This is a genomic window from Porphyromonas sp. HMSC077F02 (assembly GCF_001815465.1).
Lineage (GTDB): Bacteria > Bacteroidota > Bacteroidia > Bacteroidales > Porphyromonadaceae > Porphyromonas_A > Porphyromonas_A somerae.
Genome location: NZ_KV820637.1, coordinates 104,215 through 120,395 on the forward strand (window position 1 = coordinate 104,215; position 16,181 = coordinate 120,395).

8 protein-coding genes and 2 pseudogenes are annotated in these 16,181 nt (G+C 44.6%); 5 read left to right on the forward strand and 5 right to left on the reverse strand.

Going from position 1 to position 16,181, the window contains the following annotated elements; translation table 11 throughout:
- The first annotated feature begins 8 nt into the window (after positions 1–8).
- The 5 genes and pseudogenes from HMPREF3027_RS02450 to HMPREF3027_RS02475 all read left to right on the forward strand — a co-directional run bounded on the left by HMPREF3027_RS02450 (position 9) and on the right by HMPREF3027_RS02475 (position 11,079).
- Positions 9–4,682 carry a DUF2958 domain-containing protein gene (locus HMPREF3027_RS02450; RefSeq protein WP_070706768.1) on the forward strand — a complete coding sequence of 1,558 codons (4,674 nt, stop codon included), beginning with the start codon at positions 9–11 and terminating at the stop codon, positions 4,680–4,682.
- A 901-nt stretch (positions 4,683–5,583) separates the two neighbouring features.
- Positions 5,584–7,509, forward strand: coding sequence for a tetracycline resistance ribosomal protection protein (tet, locus tag HMPREF3027_RS02455; protein WP_070706770.1), 1,926 nt, complete (start codon positions 5,584–5,586; stop codon positions 7,507–7,509).
- A gap of 294 nt (positions 7,510–7,803) precedes the next feature.
- A complete protein-coding gene (locus HMPREF3027_RS02465) occupies positions 7,804–8,784 on the forward strand; it encodes an IS30-like element IS4351 family transposase (protein ID WP_005794072.1) in 981 nt (326 codons plus the stop codon).
- Positions 8,781–10,172: pseudogene (locus tag HMPREF3027_RS02470) on the forward strand (sensor histidine kinase); the annotation flags it as partial. The gene HMPREF3027_RS02465 and the pseudogene HMPREF3027_RS02470, both read left to right, overlap by 4 nt.
- A gap of 99 nt (positions 10,173–10,271) precedes the next feature.
- Positions 10,272–11,079, forward strand: a pseudogene (locus HMPREF3027_RS02475) (DUF4372 domain-containing protein).
- Between the two features lie 343 nt (positions 11,080–11,422).
- Here the strand turns inward: HMPREF3027_RS02475 and HMPREF3027_RS02480 are convergent.
- From HMPREF3027_RS02480 to HMPREF3027_RS02500, 5 genes are all read right to left on the reverse strand, one after another.
- Positions 11,423–11,839, reverse strand: coding sequence for a plasmid mobilization protein (locus HMPREF3027_RS02480; protein WP_070706772.1), 417 nt, complete (start codon positions 11,837–11,839; stop codon positions 11,423–11,425).
- Between the two features lie 576 nt (positions 11,840–12,415).
- Positions 12,416–12,724, reverse strand: coding sequence for a helix-turn-helix domain-containing protein (locus HMPREF3027_RS02485; RefSeq protein WP_070706774.1), 309 nt, complete (start codon positions 12,722–12,724; stop codon positions 12,416–12,418).
- Positions 12,725–12,744: 20 nt separating this feature from the next.
- Entirely contained in the window at positions 12,745–13,014 is a 270-nt protein-coding gene (locus HMPREF3027_RS02490; protein WP_025883367.1) for a helix-turn-helix domain-containing protein, read from the reverse strand.
- Positions 13,015–13,608: 594 nt separating this feature from the next.
- Positions 13,609–14,880, reverse strand: a complete 1,272-nt coding sequence (locus HMPREF3027_RS02495) for a site-specific integrase (RefSeq protein ID WP_070706776.1) — start codon at positions 14,878–14,880, stop codon at positions 13,609–13,611.
- 4 nt (positions 14,881–14,884) lie between these two features.
- Positions 14,885–16,105, reverse strand: a complete 1,221-nt coding sequence (locus HMPREF3027_RS02500; RefSeq protein ID WP_070706778.1) for a tyrosine-type recombinase/integrase — start codon at positions 16,103–16,105, stop codon at positions 14,885–14,887.
- Between the last annotated feature and the right edge of the window lie 76 nt (positions 16,106–16,181).

Below are 16,181 nucleotides of genomic sequence, written 5' to 3' on the forward strand. Positions count from 1 at the left end.
GTACCTCTATGGCATACAACAAGAAAGCAGTTTTGGCAGCGAATGCAGAAGCAATCCGTGTGGTGCTACGACTAGAAAAAGAGCATCGTCTGGCTACCGAAGCAGAGAAACGCATCTTGCGTGGCTACCAAGGCTTCGGAGGTCTGAAGTGCGTATTGAACCGCACAGACACGCCAGCGGACATTCGCTATTGGAGTAAGTCGGAGCAAGAACTCTTTGCTCCGACACAACAGCTCAAGCAGATGATCTATCGAGAAGCGGTCGATGCTCACACCGCCAAGCGGTATTGGGAGAGCATCAAAGCGAGTGTGCTCACCTCATTCTATACAGATAGACGTATCGTCTCTGCAATTTCAGATGCTCTAGCAACAAGTGGTGTGACGCTCAAACGGTGCCTCGATCCCTCCTCGGGGATGGGGGCTTTTGCCGAAACATTTGCCAAGCAGGTGGGTATTGTTGATGCCTTGGAGAAAGATCTGCTCACGGCTCGCATCAGTCAAGCGTTGCACCCTTATGGCGAGGGCAACATCTTCGTGCGAAATGAACCCTTTGAAGCGATAGCACCCCTAGAAGAGACGGAGAAGTATGACCTCGTAACCAGCAACATCCCCTTTGGAGACTTTATGGTCTATGACCGTGAGTATAGTAGGGGGAATGAACTTTTCAAAAAGGAGTCAACACGAGCCATTCATAATTACTTCTTCGTAAAGGGCTTGGACTGCACTAGAGAGGGAGGTCTCGTTGCATTTATCACTTCACAAGGCGTACTCGATGCAGCACTAAATGAGCCAATCAGACGCTATCTGATGCAAAACAGCCGACTCATCTCTGCTATCCGTCTGCCATCAGGGATGTTTAGCGAGCAGGCAGGGACTGAGGTCGGAAGCGACTTGATTGTCCTGCAGAAGCAGTCGGGCAAGGAGATTGGCGAGGAGCTGGAGAAGCAGTTTGTTCAGACAGTCGCCGTGCCCAAGGGGGATGGTTTTACTATGGCTTTCAACCATAACTCACTTTTCGAGGGCTCGTGGGATGATGTGGCACCTCGCACCATAGCCACCAGTCGTGAGCTGGGTAGAGACCCTTACGGCAAGCCAACTTGGAAATATCGCTTTGGGGGAACTATGGAGGAAATGGCTGAGAGTCTCCGAATACAGCTCACGCAAGATGTAACAGCACGTTTTGACCGCAAACTCTATGAGACGGGAATAGCGATGAGCGAGGAGGAGCGACAGAATGAAGCCGAGAAACAATTGCGTAAGCTGGGCGTAACGGTCGGATTGTCTGGGGTGGAGCCTAAAGTAGACGAAGAGCAAGAAACAGACAACGCTTATGATCTAATGCCTGATAGCATTAAGAGTCAACTCCCCAAGCTATATGACACCGAGAAGCAACTTATTGGCGACCGCACAGCTTATGTCCGATATTTCTTCCCGCTGGGAGCTTACACAGCCTACCTCTTAGAGTACAACCCAGAAGAACGTCTTGGGTTCGGAGCAGTTACAATGGGTTACGGTTGGGAGCTCGGTTATATCTCCTTGGACGAAATGAAGGAGGTTAAGATACATGGCTTGGGGATTGAACGCGACCTTCACTTTTCTCCTACAGCACTGCATGAGATAGCCGAGTTAGAAGAGCTTGTCCAAGGACGGTATAGCAAAGAGGTGGTCGCTGAAGCTCCTAGTGTTGTAGTTACAGAGGTAGCACAAACAGAAGCCAAAGCGGAAGAGGTCGTGGAGGAGTCCTTTTCAGAGGGAACTTCCATCAACTCCATTGAAAAGAATGAATTGGTAGAACCCACCCAGCAGGAGCAAGCCTCTTCAATGTTAGAGCCAGCACCCGAAGGTGTTCCAGCTCTAACGCTACAACATCAGTACGAAGCGGATATACGTACAGATTTAGAAGCCCCACGAGAGATGGGTGGACAGATGGTCTACTTTGATGACGACCATCATCCCGTGATGGATACTACTGATGTCGGTCTGGAACAAGAGGGCTATTTATTTGCTCCCGAAGAGTATGAACTCTGGACGCAGGAGGTTGCTCGTGTTAACAAGGAGATCAAAGAGGTCAATAAGCAACAGACAGTTTCTAAACCCAAGCAAAGCTCAGTAAAGCGTCCAAGGACAAGAAGAAGTACTAAGCTCTCCTCAATCGAGCAGCCATCTCTATTTGACTTTGCAGAAGGGGAGAGAGAAGTACAGCCAGTTACAGAGATTAAGAAGTTATTTGATGCTTCACCTCGTCCATTCCTCTCTTTGCCCGACTCGCATCTACGAGACGGGTCGATCGTGCTGCAAAATGGACAAGTGGGGTATCTCTCCAATCTGAAGCGACAGCCCACCTTTCATCCGATGGACTTACCCTATGAGCGCCTAACCAAGCTCAAAGCGTACATCGAGATACGAGAAAGTTACCATCGGCTATACGACTACGAAGCGAACAATAGATGTGAGGATAGCGAGGAGCGTATAAAGCTCAATCGGCTCTATGACGACTTTATCAGTCGCTGGGGGTATCTCAATCAGAAGAGCAATACAGATCTCATCAAGATGGACGCTACTGGGGTCGAGATACTCTTCTTAGAGCGATCCGATAAGGGGGAATACATCAAGGCAGACATCTTTGACCATCCTACCGCCTTTGCCACTACAGAGGTGACAGTAGCTGCCGACCCCACGGAAGCTCTCGTCTCCTCTCTGAATAAGTATGGCTCTGTGGAGCTAGACTATATGAGTTCGCTCCTCCCAGAGATGGAGGAGAGTGACATCATCTCAGCTCTAGAGGGGCGTATCTACTACAATCCAGAAGTAGATGGTTACGAGGTGGCAGACAAGTTTATCTCAGGCAATGTGATAGAGAAGAGCGAGCAGATTGAGTCGTGGCTACTAGAGCATCCCGATCATGAAGAAGCACAGCAAAGCTTAGCTGCCCTACGGGCTGCCACTCCTACACCGATACCCTTTGCTGAGCTTGACTTCAACCTTGGGGAGCGGTGGATACCGGCTAAAGTCTATAGTGCCTTTGCCTCAGAATTCTTTGAGACAGAGATCACCGTCACCTATCAGAGTACAATGGATGAATATGTTTTGCAATGTGATAGACGCAATGGGAACATTTGGCATAAGTATGCTGTACAGGGAGAGTTCAGACGCTATGATGGGCTTAATCTCTTAAAGCATGCACTACACAATACCATCCCCGATATCAATAAGAATAAAGAGGTCCGAGATCTAGAGACAGGCGAGACGAAAACAATCAAAGTACGTGATGGGCATGCGATACAGATGGCTAAGGCTAAGATAGAGGAGATACGTCAGGGCTTTGTAGATTGGCTAGGCAGAACGCCAGAGAGCTTTAAGCAACAACTATCCGACAGATATAATAAGCTATTCAACTGCTTCGTGCGTCCCAACTTTGACGGTGCGCATCAATCCTTTCCCGATCTAAATCTGAAAGGGCTAGGTATCTCTGACCTCTATAAGAGTCAGAAGGATGCCGTATGGATGCTCAAAACCAATGGCGGGGGGATTTGTGACCATGAGGTAGGGGCTGGTAAGACCCTCATCATGTGTACGGCAGCCTATGAGATGAAGCGCTTGGGCTTAGCAAACAAGCCGATGATTATCGGACTAAAAGCAAATGTTTTCGACATTGCCGACACTTTTAGAAAGGCTTATCCCAATGCTAGAGTCCTTTATCCGGGCAAGAATGACTTCAATAAGCAAAACCGCCAACGCATCTTTAACGACATCAAGAACAACGATTGGGATTGCATCATATTGACCCATGAGCAGTTTGGGATGATACCTCAAGCTCTAGAGATACAAGAAGCGATCTTGCAAAAGGAGAAAGACTCTATAGAGGAAAATCTAGAAGTCCTTCGTCAGCAGGGGGCAGACATTTCCCGAACGATGCTCAAGGGATTGGAGAAGCGAAAGCAGACCCTCGAAGCCAAACTACAAGGCATTCAAGATAGCATTGCCGAGCGTAAGGATGATGCTGTGGACTTCAAAATGATGGGCATCGATCACCTCTTTGTGGACGAGAGTCATCAGTTTAAGAACTTGATGTTCAACACCCGTCACGACCGAGTCTCTGGCTTAGGTAACCCAGAAGGGTCACAGCGTGCACTCAATATGCTTTTTGCCATACGTACCATTCAGGAGCGGTCGGGGAAAGACTTAGGAGCTACTTTCCTCAGTGGCACGACCATCAGCAACTCACTCACAGAGCTCTATCTGCTCTTCAAGTACCTACGTCCTCAAGCACTCGAAAAGCAAGGCATCAATAGCTTTGATGCTTGGGCTGCGGTCTTTGCGAAGAAGTCTACCGACTACGAGTTCTCCATCACCAATGACATCATACAGAAGGAACGCTTCCGCACCTTCATCAAGGTTCCAGAGCTGGCAGCCTTCTATGCGGAGATTTGTGACTATCGTACCGCTAAGGATATCGGCATCGACCGCCCAGAGAAGAACGAGATATTGCATAACATACCGCCCACACCCGAGCAGGAAGAGTTTATCGGCAAGTTGATGGAGTTCGCTAAGACAGGAGATGCAACCCTTTTAGGACGAGATGAGCTATCGGAAAAGGAAGAGAAGGCTAAGATGCTAATCGCAACGGACTATGCCCGCAAAAGATTCAACAAGCTTGTATCTTTCAGATACTCAATAGAGTAGGAAAGAGTGTGGGGTAAAAGGGTTACGAGTTGGAAACGAGCAAGTTTCTTTACCTCTCTTCATTCTGCAGTGCTTCAAAGATCACGCTGTTCTATGTTGCAAAGATAATGATTCTCTTATGAAAATCAGTAGGAATTAGCCGTGTTGTCAAGGCTGACGTTTTTGGGGAATGGGTTCATAGCTTCATAGATAGTAGCTCTGATGGTTTCAGGGAGGCGTTGGTACGAAACTGAGTGATCAGCCTTTTGCCACTCTTTTCCTTCATTTTGTCGACAAAGAAGTGAACGATTTTAGACCAATAGTGTCCTAAACGTTTTTACCGCAAATGTCAAGGGGCGATTGACCCGTTTGACAGCTATCTCACACCCTTCGCCCGCCAAAAACGTTTAGGACACTATTGGCTTGTAACTCAATTCTATCACTATATCTTTCCGCATTTCACTTTTTTGTAGTAACTTTGCAAAACCATATTTGACCCTCAAAGAGGCTGAATTTGATAAGCAACTTGCTACATACTCATAATAAGGAGCTAAATAGAACACGAATGGGAAATACTCAAATGCCAAACTAAAGAAGATATTGGCCAAAATAAACGTTATACCGAGAGAGAAACTTGATTTTTTTCAACTTCCTAAAACGTTGTTGTTCAAACATTTCTACTTATTTGTACTTACCAGTTGAACCTACGCTTCCCTAATAAAATGTCTATGGTAAAAAGTTAAAAAATCCTCCCACTTTTGTTAGATATATTTTTTTGTGTAATTTTGTAATCGTTATGCGGCAGTAATAATATACATATTAATACGAGTTAGTAATCCTGTAGTTCTCACATGCTACGAGGAGGTATTAAAAGGTGCGTTTCGACAATGCATCTATTGTAGTATATTATTGCTTAATCCAAATGAATATTATAAATTTAGGAATTCTTGCTCACATTGATGCAGGAAAAACTTCCGTAACCGAGAATCTGCTGTTTGCCAGTGGAGCAACGGAAAAGTGCGGCCGTGTGGATAATGGTGACACCATAACAGACTCTATGGATATAGAGAAACGTAGAGGAATTACTGTTCGGGCTTCTACGACATCTATTATCTGGAATGGAGTGAAATGCAATATCATTGACACTCCGGGACACATGGATTTTATTGCGGAAGTGGAGCGGACATTCAAAATGCTTGATGGAGCAGTCCTCATATTATCGGCAAAGGAAGGCATACAAGCACAAACAAAGTTGCTGTTCAAGACTTTGCAAAAACTGCAAATCCCGACAATTATATTTATCAATAAGATTGATCGTGCCGGCGTAAATCTTGAGCGTTTATATCTGGACATAAAAACAAATCTGTCGCAAGACGTCTTGTTTATGCAAACGGTTGTCGATGGAGTCGTTTACCCGATTTGCACCCCAACAGATATAAGGGCAGAACACAAAGAATTTGTATGCAACCATGACGACGATATATTAGAACTATATTTGGCGGATAAAGAAATCTTACCGGCAGATTATTGGAATGCGATAATCGCTCTTGTGGCAAAAGCCAAAGCCTATCCGGTCTTGCATGGATCAGCAATGTGCAATATTGGCATCAATGAGTTGTTAGACGCCATCATTTCTTTTATATTTCCTCCGGCATCAGTCCCCAATAGACTTTCAGCTTATCTTTATAAAATAGAACATGACCCCAAAGGGCATAAAAGAAGTTTTCTAAAAATTATTGACGGAAGGCTGAGACTTCGAACCGTTATAAAAGTCAATGATTCTGAAAAATTCATCAAGATTAAAAATCTAAAAACCATTTATCAGGGCAAAGAGATAAATGTTGATGAAGTGGTTGCTAATGATATCGCAATTATAGAAGATATAGAAGAATTAAGAATCGGAGATTATTTAGGTGTTAAACCTTGTCTGATTCAAGGATTATCTCATCAGCATCCCGCCCTCAAATCTTCTGTCCGACCAGACAAGCCCGAAGAGAGAAGCAAGTTGATATCCGCTCTAAATGTATTGTTTATTGAAGACCCGTCTCTGTCCTTTTCCATAAATTCATATAGTGATGAATTGGAAATCTCGTTATATGGTTTAACCCAAAAAGAAATCATACAAACATTGCTGGAAGAACGATTCTCCGTAAAGGCCCATTTTGATGAAATCAAGACTATCTACAAAGAACGACCTAAAAAGAAGGTGAATAAGATTATCCATATCGAAGTCCCTCCCAACCCTTACTGGGCCTCCATAGGACTGACTCTTGAACCTTTACCGATAGGGTCAGGGTTGCAAATCGAAAGTGAAATCTCCTTTGGTTATCTGAACCATTCTTTTCAAAATGCCGTTTTTGAAGGAATCCGTATGTCTTGCCAATCGGGATTGCATGGATGGGAAGTGACGGATTTGAAAGTAACCTTTACTTATGCCCTTTATTATAGTCCGATAAGTACCCCTGCCGATTTTAGACAATTGTCTCCTTATGTCTTCAGGTTGGCTTTGCAACAATCAGGAGTGGATATTCTCGAACCGATGCTCTATTTTGAGTTACAGATACCACAAGTAGCAAGTTCCAAAGCTATTACAGATCTGCAAAAAATGATGTCTGAGATTAAAGGTATCAGTTGTAATAATGAGTGGTGTCTTATTGAAGGGAAAGTTCCATTAAATACAAGTAAAGACTATGCCTCAGAAGTAAGTTCATACACTAAAGGCTTAGGCACTTTTATGGTTAAGCCGTGTGGGTATCAAATAACAAAAGGCGGTTATTCTGATAATACCCGTATGGAAGAAAAGGATAAACTTTTATTCATGTTTGAAAAATCAGTATCATCAAAATAATGGAACGATCCAGGAATTTCTATAAGACAATACGGTTGGGGTATATACTTATCTCCGTTCTTATCGGATGTATAGCATATAATAGCTTCTATGAATGGCAGGAGATAGAAGCATTAGAACTTGACAACTTGAGTTCAACTTATAAATGCAACTTTTTGGGTGCGGATAATAAGCAATAAAAACATTTATTTTTCAGAGAGGAAAGAGAGACAATGTCCCCCTTTCTCTCACTCTGAATGGATAAAGTTTGCTATCTTTGCTTTAATTGTCCGTCCAAAGAAAAAAAAGTTGCAGATGAGCAAACATATAACCGAGGAACAAAGGTATGCAATTTCTATGATGTTGCAAATACCGATGAGCAAAAAAGCAATAGCGGAAGCTATCGGAGTAGATAAAAGCACTGTTTACAGGGAGATAAAGCGCAATTGCGACGCCCGAAGTGGTAGCTATAGCATGGAGCTTGCCCAGCGAAAAGCAGACAGGCGCAAGCAGCAAAAACATCGCAAGGAAGTGCTTACACCGGCAATGAGAAAACGGATAATAAAGCTGTTGAAGAAAGGATTCAGCCCGGAGCAGATTGTCGGCAGGAGCCGCTTGGAGGGAATTGCGATGGTATCTCACGAAACGATATATCGCTGGATTTGGGAGGATAAGCGGCGGGGTGGCAAACTGCACAAATATCTTCGCAGACAAGGTCGCAGGTATGCCAAACGTGGTTCTAAAAATGCAGGGCGAGGATTTATCCCAGGCAGGGTGGATATTGATGAGCGTCCCGAGATAGTGGAACTGAAGGAGAGATTTGGTGATTTAGAGATAGATACAATTATTGGTAAGAACCACAAAGGTGCCATTCTTACCATTAACGACAGAGCAACAAGCAGGGTCTGGATACGCAAGTTGTCGGGAAAAGAAGCCATCCCGGTAGCTAAGATTGCAGTATGGGCACTGCGGAAAGTGAAAAACTTAATACACACAATTACGGCTGACAATGGAAAGGAGTTTGCAAAGCACGAGGAAATTGCGCAAAAATTGGAAATAAAATTCTATTTTTGCAAACCATACCACTCATGGGAACGTGGTGCCAATGAAAACACCAACGGGCTTATCAGGCAGTATATCCCAAAGGGTAAGGACTTTAGTGAAGTAACCAACAAACAGATTAAGTGGATTGAAAATAAACTCAATAATCGACCTCGTAAAAGACTTGGATACCTCACGCCAAACGAAAAATTTAAACAAATTATTAATCAGAATTCTGTTGCATTTGCAAGTTGAATTCAGCCAATAAAAAAATAGACGAGTTCCGAAAAGAGATAAACAATATCAATATTCAAATGATAAAATTCTCTCTATTTGGTGAAACAATACTGGAATGGAACGATAAAGATATCGAACATTACCATGCACAGCGTATGGCAATGGACAGTATGCTCTGCCGTTTCAAAGCTACCTATCCGGCAGAGCGTATAGACAGCGTACGCCATCTTCTCGAAGATAAGGAACGGCAGATGTGCCAAATCGTGCAGATACTTGAACAGCAACAAGCCATCAACGATAAGATACCCCGTCAAGTACCCGTAATCGCGCAGAAAAGTGTGCAAGAACAACCCAAGAAACCTAAACGAAAAGGATTCTTGGGCATCTTCGGCAAAAAGGAAGAAGCGAAACCAACTGTGACTACCACGATGCACCGTTCCTTTAACCGGAATATGAGAACCGAACAACAGGCGCAAAGCCGTCGCTTATCGGTTCATGCCGATAGCCTTGCCGCACGAAATGCGGAACTTAACAGACAACTGCAAGGATTGATTTGCCAAATCGAAAAGAAGGTACAATCTGATTTACAAAATAGAGAAAGCGAGATAACAGCGATGCGTAAAAAATCATTTATGCAGATAGGCGGCTTGATGGGATTTGTTCTTTTGCTGTTGGTCATTTCCTATATCATCATACACCGTGATGCAAAGAACATTAAACGATACAAACGCAAGACAACGGATTTGATCGAGCAATTGGAACAGTCCGTGCAACAAAATGAGGTACTCATAACCTCCCGAAAGAAAGCGGTACATACTATTACCCATGAGTTGCGTACACCACTGACGGCAATAACTGGCTATACCGAACTTTTGCGGAAAGAATGCAATAGCGGTAATAATGGGCAATATATCCGAAATATACTGCAATCCTCCGACCGTATGCGGGATATGCTCAACACTTTGCTTGACTTCTTCCGCCTGGACAACGGCAAGGAACAGCCCCGTCTGTCACCCTGCCGGATTTCTGCAATCACGCACACACTTGAAACGGAGTTCATTCCTGTTGCAGTGAACAAAGGGTTGTCCTTGTCCGTGAAGACTGGACACGATGCCATTGTATTGACCGACAAAGAGCGAATAATACAAATCGGGAATAACCTGCTGTCAAACGCAGTCAAGTTCACAGAAGAAGGCGGTGTTTCTTTGATTACTGAATATGATAATGGAGTTCTGACACTGGTCGTTGAAGATACAGGTACAGGCATGACAGAAGAGGAACAGAAACAAGCGTTCGGTGCGTTTGAACGTCTATCAAATGCCGCCGCAAAGGAGGGTTTCGGGCTTGGGCTTGCCATAATGCGTAATATTGTGTCGATGCTTGGCGGAACAATCCGTTTGGACACAATAGTGTCCTAAACGTTTTGCAGGGTAAAGAGAAAAGGGTAGGTTTGTAATTGGAAACAAAGCACAGCTAGTGAAAGCTGTCACAAACCACCCTTTTCAATGGCAAATATAACACTATTCGCACAAGTAATCCGACTCATACCTCGAGAAATCATCCAACGATTAGTCAAGAAGCATGACACAGACAAGCATGCAAAGGGCTTTAACTCGTGGAGCCATTTGGTGACTATGATCTTCAGCCAATTCTCGGGTAGCGTGTCGCTACGTCAAATCTTAGAGGGGCTACAATCTGCTACGGGCAATCTCAATCATCTAGGTCTATCACGAGCTCCCTCCAAATCCAACATCAGTTACCAAAACGCCAATAGGACTTCTCAGTTCTTCCAAGATGTCTTTTATGCCCTCTTCCAATATTTGGGACAGCACAGGGGTTGTTTTCATCGTCAGAGGAAGAGACAACATCCAATTTGAGTCAATAAGGGAGAGAGATTTGCCTAATACGACGTCTCAAGAGATACTGAAAGATGAAGAGGTGAGACTGACTGGCGTAGAGACAGCGAGCAAGTACCCTAAGAAGATTCGTAGGATAGGCATCTACCATGTTCAAGGAGGTTACACGATTGACTTGTATACCAATGACTTTAAGCACGCAGCCAGCACTATTGCAGCACTATATCGCTCACGTTGGAAGATTGAGATCTTCTTTAGAAACCTCAAGCAAAACCTGCACATCAAAAGCTTTCTAGGAACCTCTCAAAACGCTGTCGAGATTCAGATTTGGACGGCTCTGATTACGATTCTCCTACTTCAATATCTCAAGCGAATAGCAAAACGCCCCTGGTGTCTCTCCAATTTAACAGCGTCATTGAGACTCAACACTTTCATCAATATCGACCTCTTTCAGTAGATAAATGAGCCGTTTTCACTGCCTCCGGACGAGCCCGAAATAGCATAGGGGGGGATACCCCCGTTTTTACCGCAAATGTCAAGGGGCGATTGACCCGTTTGACAGCTATCTCACACCCTTCGCCCGCCAAAAACGTTTAGGACACTATTGCAATCAAACAATATTCTCAAAAGAGATAAAGTACAGGTAAACAACGCAACTGTTGTAAGAATTGCTAGAAGCGTTTTATTACCGATTACACATATAAAGCCTATACTCCTAACATTGACAACCGTCCAAAAAGGGATTGAATATTTGCAGTACGGAACGAATATCGGGTGTTATTATTTATTAGTATTTATTTTCACCTTCTCTTCTTAAGGGATTTTGTTAGCAGCGCAGCTTGCTGTTGCAGTCTGATGAGAACTTGGGAATAGGTTTCAAGTTTGCCGAGCATTCGTTGAGCAGTGGCAACAGAATGATAAGTATTGAGGGCTTTCACGGCTTCATTGTACAGCACGCCTATCTTATTCATCATGGCGACGATTTCGGAGAGTTTATCCAAGTAAGGCTTCTTTGAAGGATCTTCCGTGATGACCTTAAAGGCTTCACCCAAAAGTCTTGCTCGGACAAAGTCGCTCTTCGTCTTTGCTCCCGATTTTTGATAGAGCCTGATAAGTGTTTGCTGGTCTTCGGAATTAGGTATCCTGATGTGCCATCTGTCCCATCGTGGATAGGTGGAACATCTGCCATCGGGCTTCTTTTGTTTCGTCATTTTCATTGCATCCTAATCACGACTTTGGAGTGATTTACCCCCCTTCGGGGCAAGGGTCTTTGTGGTACAAATGGCAATTTGTGGTACAAAGACACACCTTGCCAATATCAAGAATTGATGCCACCCCCTTAGGGGCATCTGCTTCAGATTAGGAATTAGCTTTTGACTTTCTGAGCTAAGTTTTGAGTCTGGTTAAGACTTGACTCAGTTTTGACTTGACTCAGTTTTGACTTGGCTCAGTTTTGACTTAACTCAGTTTTGACTTGACTCAATTTTGACTTGACTCAATTTTGACTTGAGTTAAAACCCACTTCTTGACCATACCAAATCTTGACTTACCCAACTCTTAACCGAAATCCCCTATGGCTTACTCATTTGACCGTAGGTAATTGTAAGTTCAGATTAAACGCTGAAAACGCACCGATGAAATCAACAGTCCCCAAAGAGGGACAAAAGCGTGCACACCGATGGAAGAATTGACACTCACCGAGAGATTGCATGCTCTCAATATCAGCGTTCTCAAGTTCAAATGAGTGTCCGCTAAACCGTATCTCAACTCACTTCTTTTACCCCTTTGTTCAATTACTTATTTCTCTTATATATAGGATTATAGTGCCTTTCAAGCATAGCTTGTATGTCGCTCTGTTTGTAGAGTATCTTGCCACCAATTTTGTGATAAGCTATTGTTCTACTGTCTCGGTACTCTTGGAGCGTGCGACTGCTCAGACGTAACAGCTTGCAGACTTCCTCACTTGTAAGGTAAACCTCTCCGCCCAACATAGGACGTGCAGTAGCACAATAACGCTCCAGCTTTTTCAAAACACCCTCCATAAGTTGTGCAAACATCTGCATTTGCGGGTCTTGTTGTGTAATGATTTCGTTCTCTGACATAGTTCATTAGGTGCTTGGGCTCAGTCTTTCTTTGCATTCAGTATCTCAGTGATGTCGCTCTCTTTATAGTAGCACTTATGCCCGACCATAGAGAACGGTATTTTACCCGTATCCCGATAGTGTTGCAGGGTGCGCTTGCTGATTCCGAGCCTACGGCATACGGCTTCATTGTCAAGCCATTCTTCCGTTTCGGGAGGACACCCGATAAGCCGTTCGATACGGTGGATGAAATCTGCAAAGGAGGAGCAGTGCTGCTCCCATGCCTTGCGGTCGATGATGATAAGTTTCATTGCATTGTTGTTGATTACGTTGTTAATACTCAGCAAACGAGCAGTTTTTCTGTCGATTGCCCTTCTTGTCGGATGCAAAAGTAACCCCTCTAAAGCGGAAAAAGAAAGAGTGAGGAAGAATAAGGAAATAGTTAGGAAACAAGGGAAATGGTGAATACAAAAGCCTAGGCTATTGCGGTAATGAGATGAGGCGCTGGTTCGTTCCGTACTAGCGAAAATAAAATCAGATCACTCTCGAGTGTTTGATTGCTTCGACATCTCTCTATCAATTAACAGAGCAAGAGCACACTCTTTGGCTTGATTGATTGGTAGAGTATTTGTCTTGTCGCTTCTTGCGTCCAAAGAGCCTGAGTATGCCGTATTCGTTCGGGCTTATTCTTTTGGCGGTTAGCCTATTGCTGCAAGGTTGGAGCGAAAAATACGACCGCACTAACAATCGAGTTTTTGCAAGTATGATAGTCCCAAAGTACAGAGAAAAGCCCTGCGGTGGAGATTTTTCACTCCATCCGCAGGACTTGACCTGGCAAGCAATCAAGGCAACCGCCATACCTTTGCCCGACCGAATATGGCTTCAGGTCTTTGAGGAAAGTTCACCTATAAAGGTTCAGATTGCGTTTTGTCTTGCTGTGCTATTGACTCGCAATAACCCTCAAAGGCAGAATGCTCTCTGTCAGTGAGTGCAGTCATATCCTCTTGTATCTTGTGATCGGTTATCTTCCCGTAGATTTGTGTTGTTCCAATATTGCTGTGTCCGAGCATTTTGCTGAGCGTTTCCATTGAGATCCCGTTGGATAGGCAAATTGTGGTTGAAAATGTATGGCGAGCCATATGAAAGGTCAAACCTTTCTCTATTCGGCATATCTGACCAATGTTCACACAAGCTAAAGACGCCTTGCGGGTGGTTAGGTTAGGGAATATCAAGTCGTCTACTTTCTTGTCTTTGATATAGAGTGAAAGGATTTGCTTGGCAATGGGCAAAAGTGGAATGATAGCTTCTACGTCCGTTTTCTGCCTTTTGATGCGGATTTCTTCCGTGCCGTCTGCATTACGGATGATATGCTTTAGCCTGAGCCGTTGCATGTCCACACGTGCCAGACCAGTAAAGGCACAGAAAAGAAAGAGCTGCCTTGCCCGTTCGAACTGCCTGTCAATGATGGGTGTTTGTAATACTCGTTGGAGCTCCTCCGTAGTGAGATAACGCCTTGTGTGGTGTGGCAGTTCCGCTTTGTAGTCCACAAAGGGGTCGATTCGGATATACTTCTTCTGCTGACCTATGCCGATAAGCTTTCTTAGGAAGATGACCACAATCTGAATGGTGGCAAGGGAAAGGTTGCGCTCTGATTTGAGATAGAAGTCCATCCCCTCGATAAAGCCGTAGTCCAACAATGAGTAGCGAATATCCTCCAGTCCCAATCGTTCACGCAGATAAGCCTCTATGAGTTGTGTGGCATAGATGTAGTTGGCAAAGGTCGGCTTGGCAATCGTTACCCCCACACAGGGACGTTTATCCTCAATGAAGAGATGTGCTTCTTCCAAAAGAAAACCTTTAGGTTTGTCTTCTTCTATGAGTTCACATTTCAGTAGCTCGGCTGTGATATAGCCACGCTGCCATACTAATTCTTGATACTTCGCTTTGGCTTGTTCCTCTTTGGCTTGGAGATAGCGGTTGATTTCCTTTATCTCTTCGCCCGTTCCCTTGCATCTTCCCTTACGACTATCCCAAAGTTCGGGAGCAATCTCCTTGCCCGTGCTGTATTGCACCTGCTTTCCGTCTATAGTGATGCGTCCCATAATCGGACATTTGCCGTTCTTCTTTTCTTTGGACCGATTGATATAGAATAGTGTTTTGAATGTACTTCGTGCCATAATATCAAAGCTTCAAGGTGAATGTATCTTGTATGCGTTGCTGCACATTTTGCATCTCTCGATGGATTCTCTCGGAGGAAACGGCAGCATATACTTGTGTTGTTCTCAGGTTGGTGTGTCCGAGCATCTGGCTCACTGTTTCAATAGGCACTCCTGCTGAGAGCGTGATGAGCGATGCAAAGGTGTGGCGAGCCATGTGAAAGGTTAGCGGGCTTTTCATACCGATACTTCTCTGTATGTAGTGCATGCCGTTGTGGATGATGTCGTTAGTCGGCACTTCAAAGACAAAACCAGCACGCTTACCTCTGTACCGCTCCATTATCGCCCAAGCAGGTGGAAGCACCTGTACACGATACGGGGTCTTGGTTTTCATTCGCTTGCCCTTGATGCAGAGTTCACCTTCTTCCAAGACAATGTTTTCCTCTCTGAGATTGCGCACGTCTGAGATTGCCAAGCCTGCAAAGCAGGAGAATACGAACAAATCACGGACAATACGGTAGTTCTCCCATTCTATCTCCAAGTCAATGATGCGTTGCAGCTGGTCTTGTGAGATGCTTCTCGGCTCACCTTTGGGACGTTCATAACTGTAGCCCAAGAACGGGTAAAAGTCCAGCACGCCTTTCTTCACCGCCATGCGGACGATGCTCTTCAAGGTGGATAGAGCACTTGACACGCTGCTACGTTTCAGTTTTCGGTCAATGGAGAGGTAGTACTCGAAACCCTCAATAAAGGCTTTGTCTAATTGTGAAAGGGGAATGTCGCTTACTTTATGCTTCTTCTGCAGATACTCACGGAGCAGGGATAGCTGATAGGTACGGAGCTTGAATGTCTTCAAGGCTCTATCAATGCCTATGCGTTCCTTGGTCTGTCTGAGATATTCCTCAAAACTCTGCAAAAGCAGGGCTTGACAGTGGATTTGCCCCTGATAAGCATCCCTCACATCGGTGGCGGTAAAGGATTCTTCTCTTTCACTGAGTTCGTGGAAGCGTGCGTGGATGAGTGCGGTGCATTCACCGAGTTTCTGATTGACGGACACCGCCATAGCACTTTTGCCGATGAGCCGTTGCTTACGGCTATCCCATAGGGCGATCGGAGTCTTACACTTGGTGGAGAACCCCGAATGGGTTCTGCCTACGGAGATGCGCCCGATGACAGGCACAAGTCCTTTCTTGTCGGTTCGTCTTGCCTGAACAAAGAACGATACTTTCAGTTTGTTTTCTTTCATCCTTCTGTCGTTTTTCTCAATTCCCTTTGCTTGCAAAGGTACAGTGAAACAGGTGCTTTTGAGCGATGCAGAACGA

What these genes read in the sequence shown, in the direction of transcription:
- HMPREF3027_RS02450 (WP_070706768.1), top strand. Translation starts at nt 9, where the DNA reads ATGGCATACAACAAGAAAGCAGTTTTGGCAGCGAATGCAGAAGCAATC.
- tet (WP_070706770.1), top strand. Translation starts at nt 5,584, where the DNA reads ATGAATATTATAAATTTAGGAATTCTTGCTCACATTGATGCAGGAAAA.
- HMPREF3027_RS02465 (WP_005794072.1), top strand. Translation starts at nt 7,804, where the DNA reads ATGAGCAAACATATAACCGAGGAACAAAGGTATGCAATTTCTATGATG.
- HMPREF3027_RS02480 (WP_070706772.1), bottom strand. Translation starts at nt 11,839, where the DNA reads ATGAAAATGACGAAACAAAAGAAGCCCGATGGCAGATGTTCCACCTAT.
- HMPREF3027_RS02485 (WP_070706774.1), bottom strand. Translation starts at nt 12,724, where the DNA reads ATGTCAGAGAACGAAATCATTACACAACAAGACCCGCAAATGCAGATG.
- HMPREF3027_RS02490 (WP_025883367.1), bottom strand. Translation starts at nt 13,014, where the DNA reads ATGAAACTTATCATCATCGACCGCAAGGCATGGGAGCAGCACTGCTCC.
- HMPREF3027_RS02495 (WP_070706776.1), bottom strand. Translation starts at nt 14,880, where the DNA reads ATGGCACGAAGTACATTCAAAACACTATTCTATATCAATCGGTCCAAA.
- HMPREF3027_RS02500 (WP_070706778.1), bottom strand. Translation starts at nt 16,105, where the DNA reads ATGAAAGAAAACAAACTGAAAGTATCGTTCTTTGTTCAGGCAAGACGA.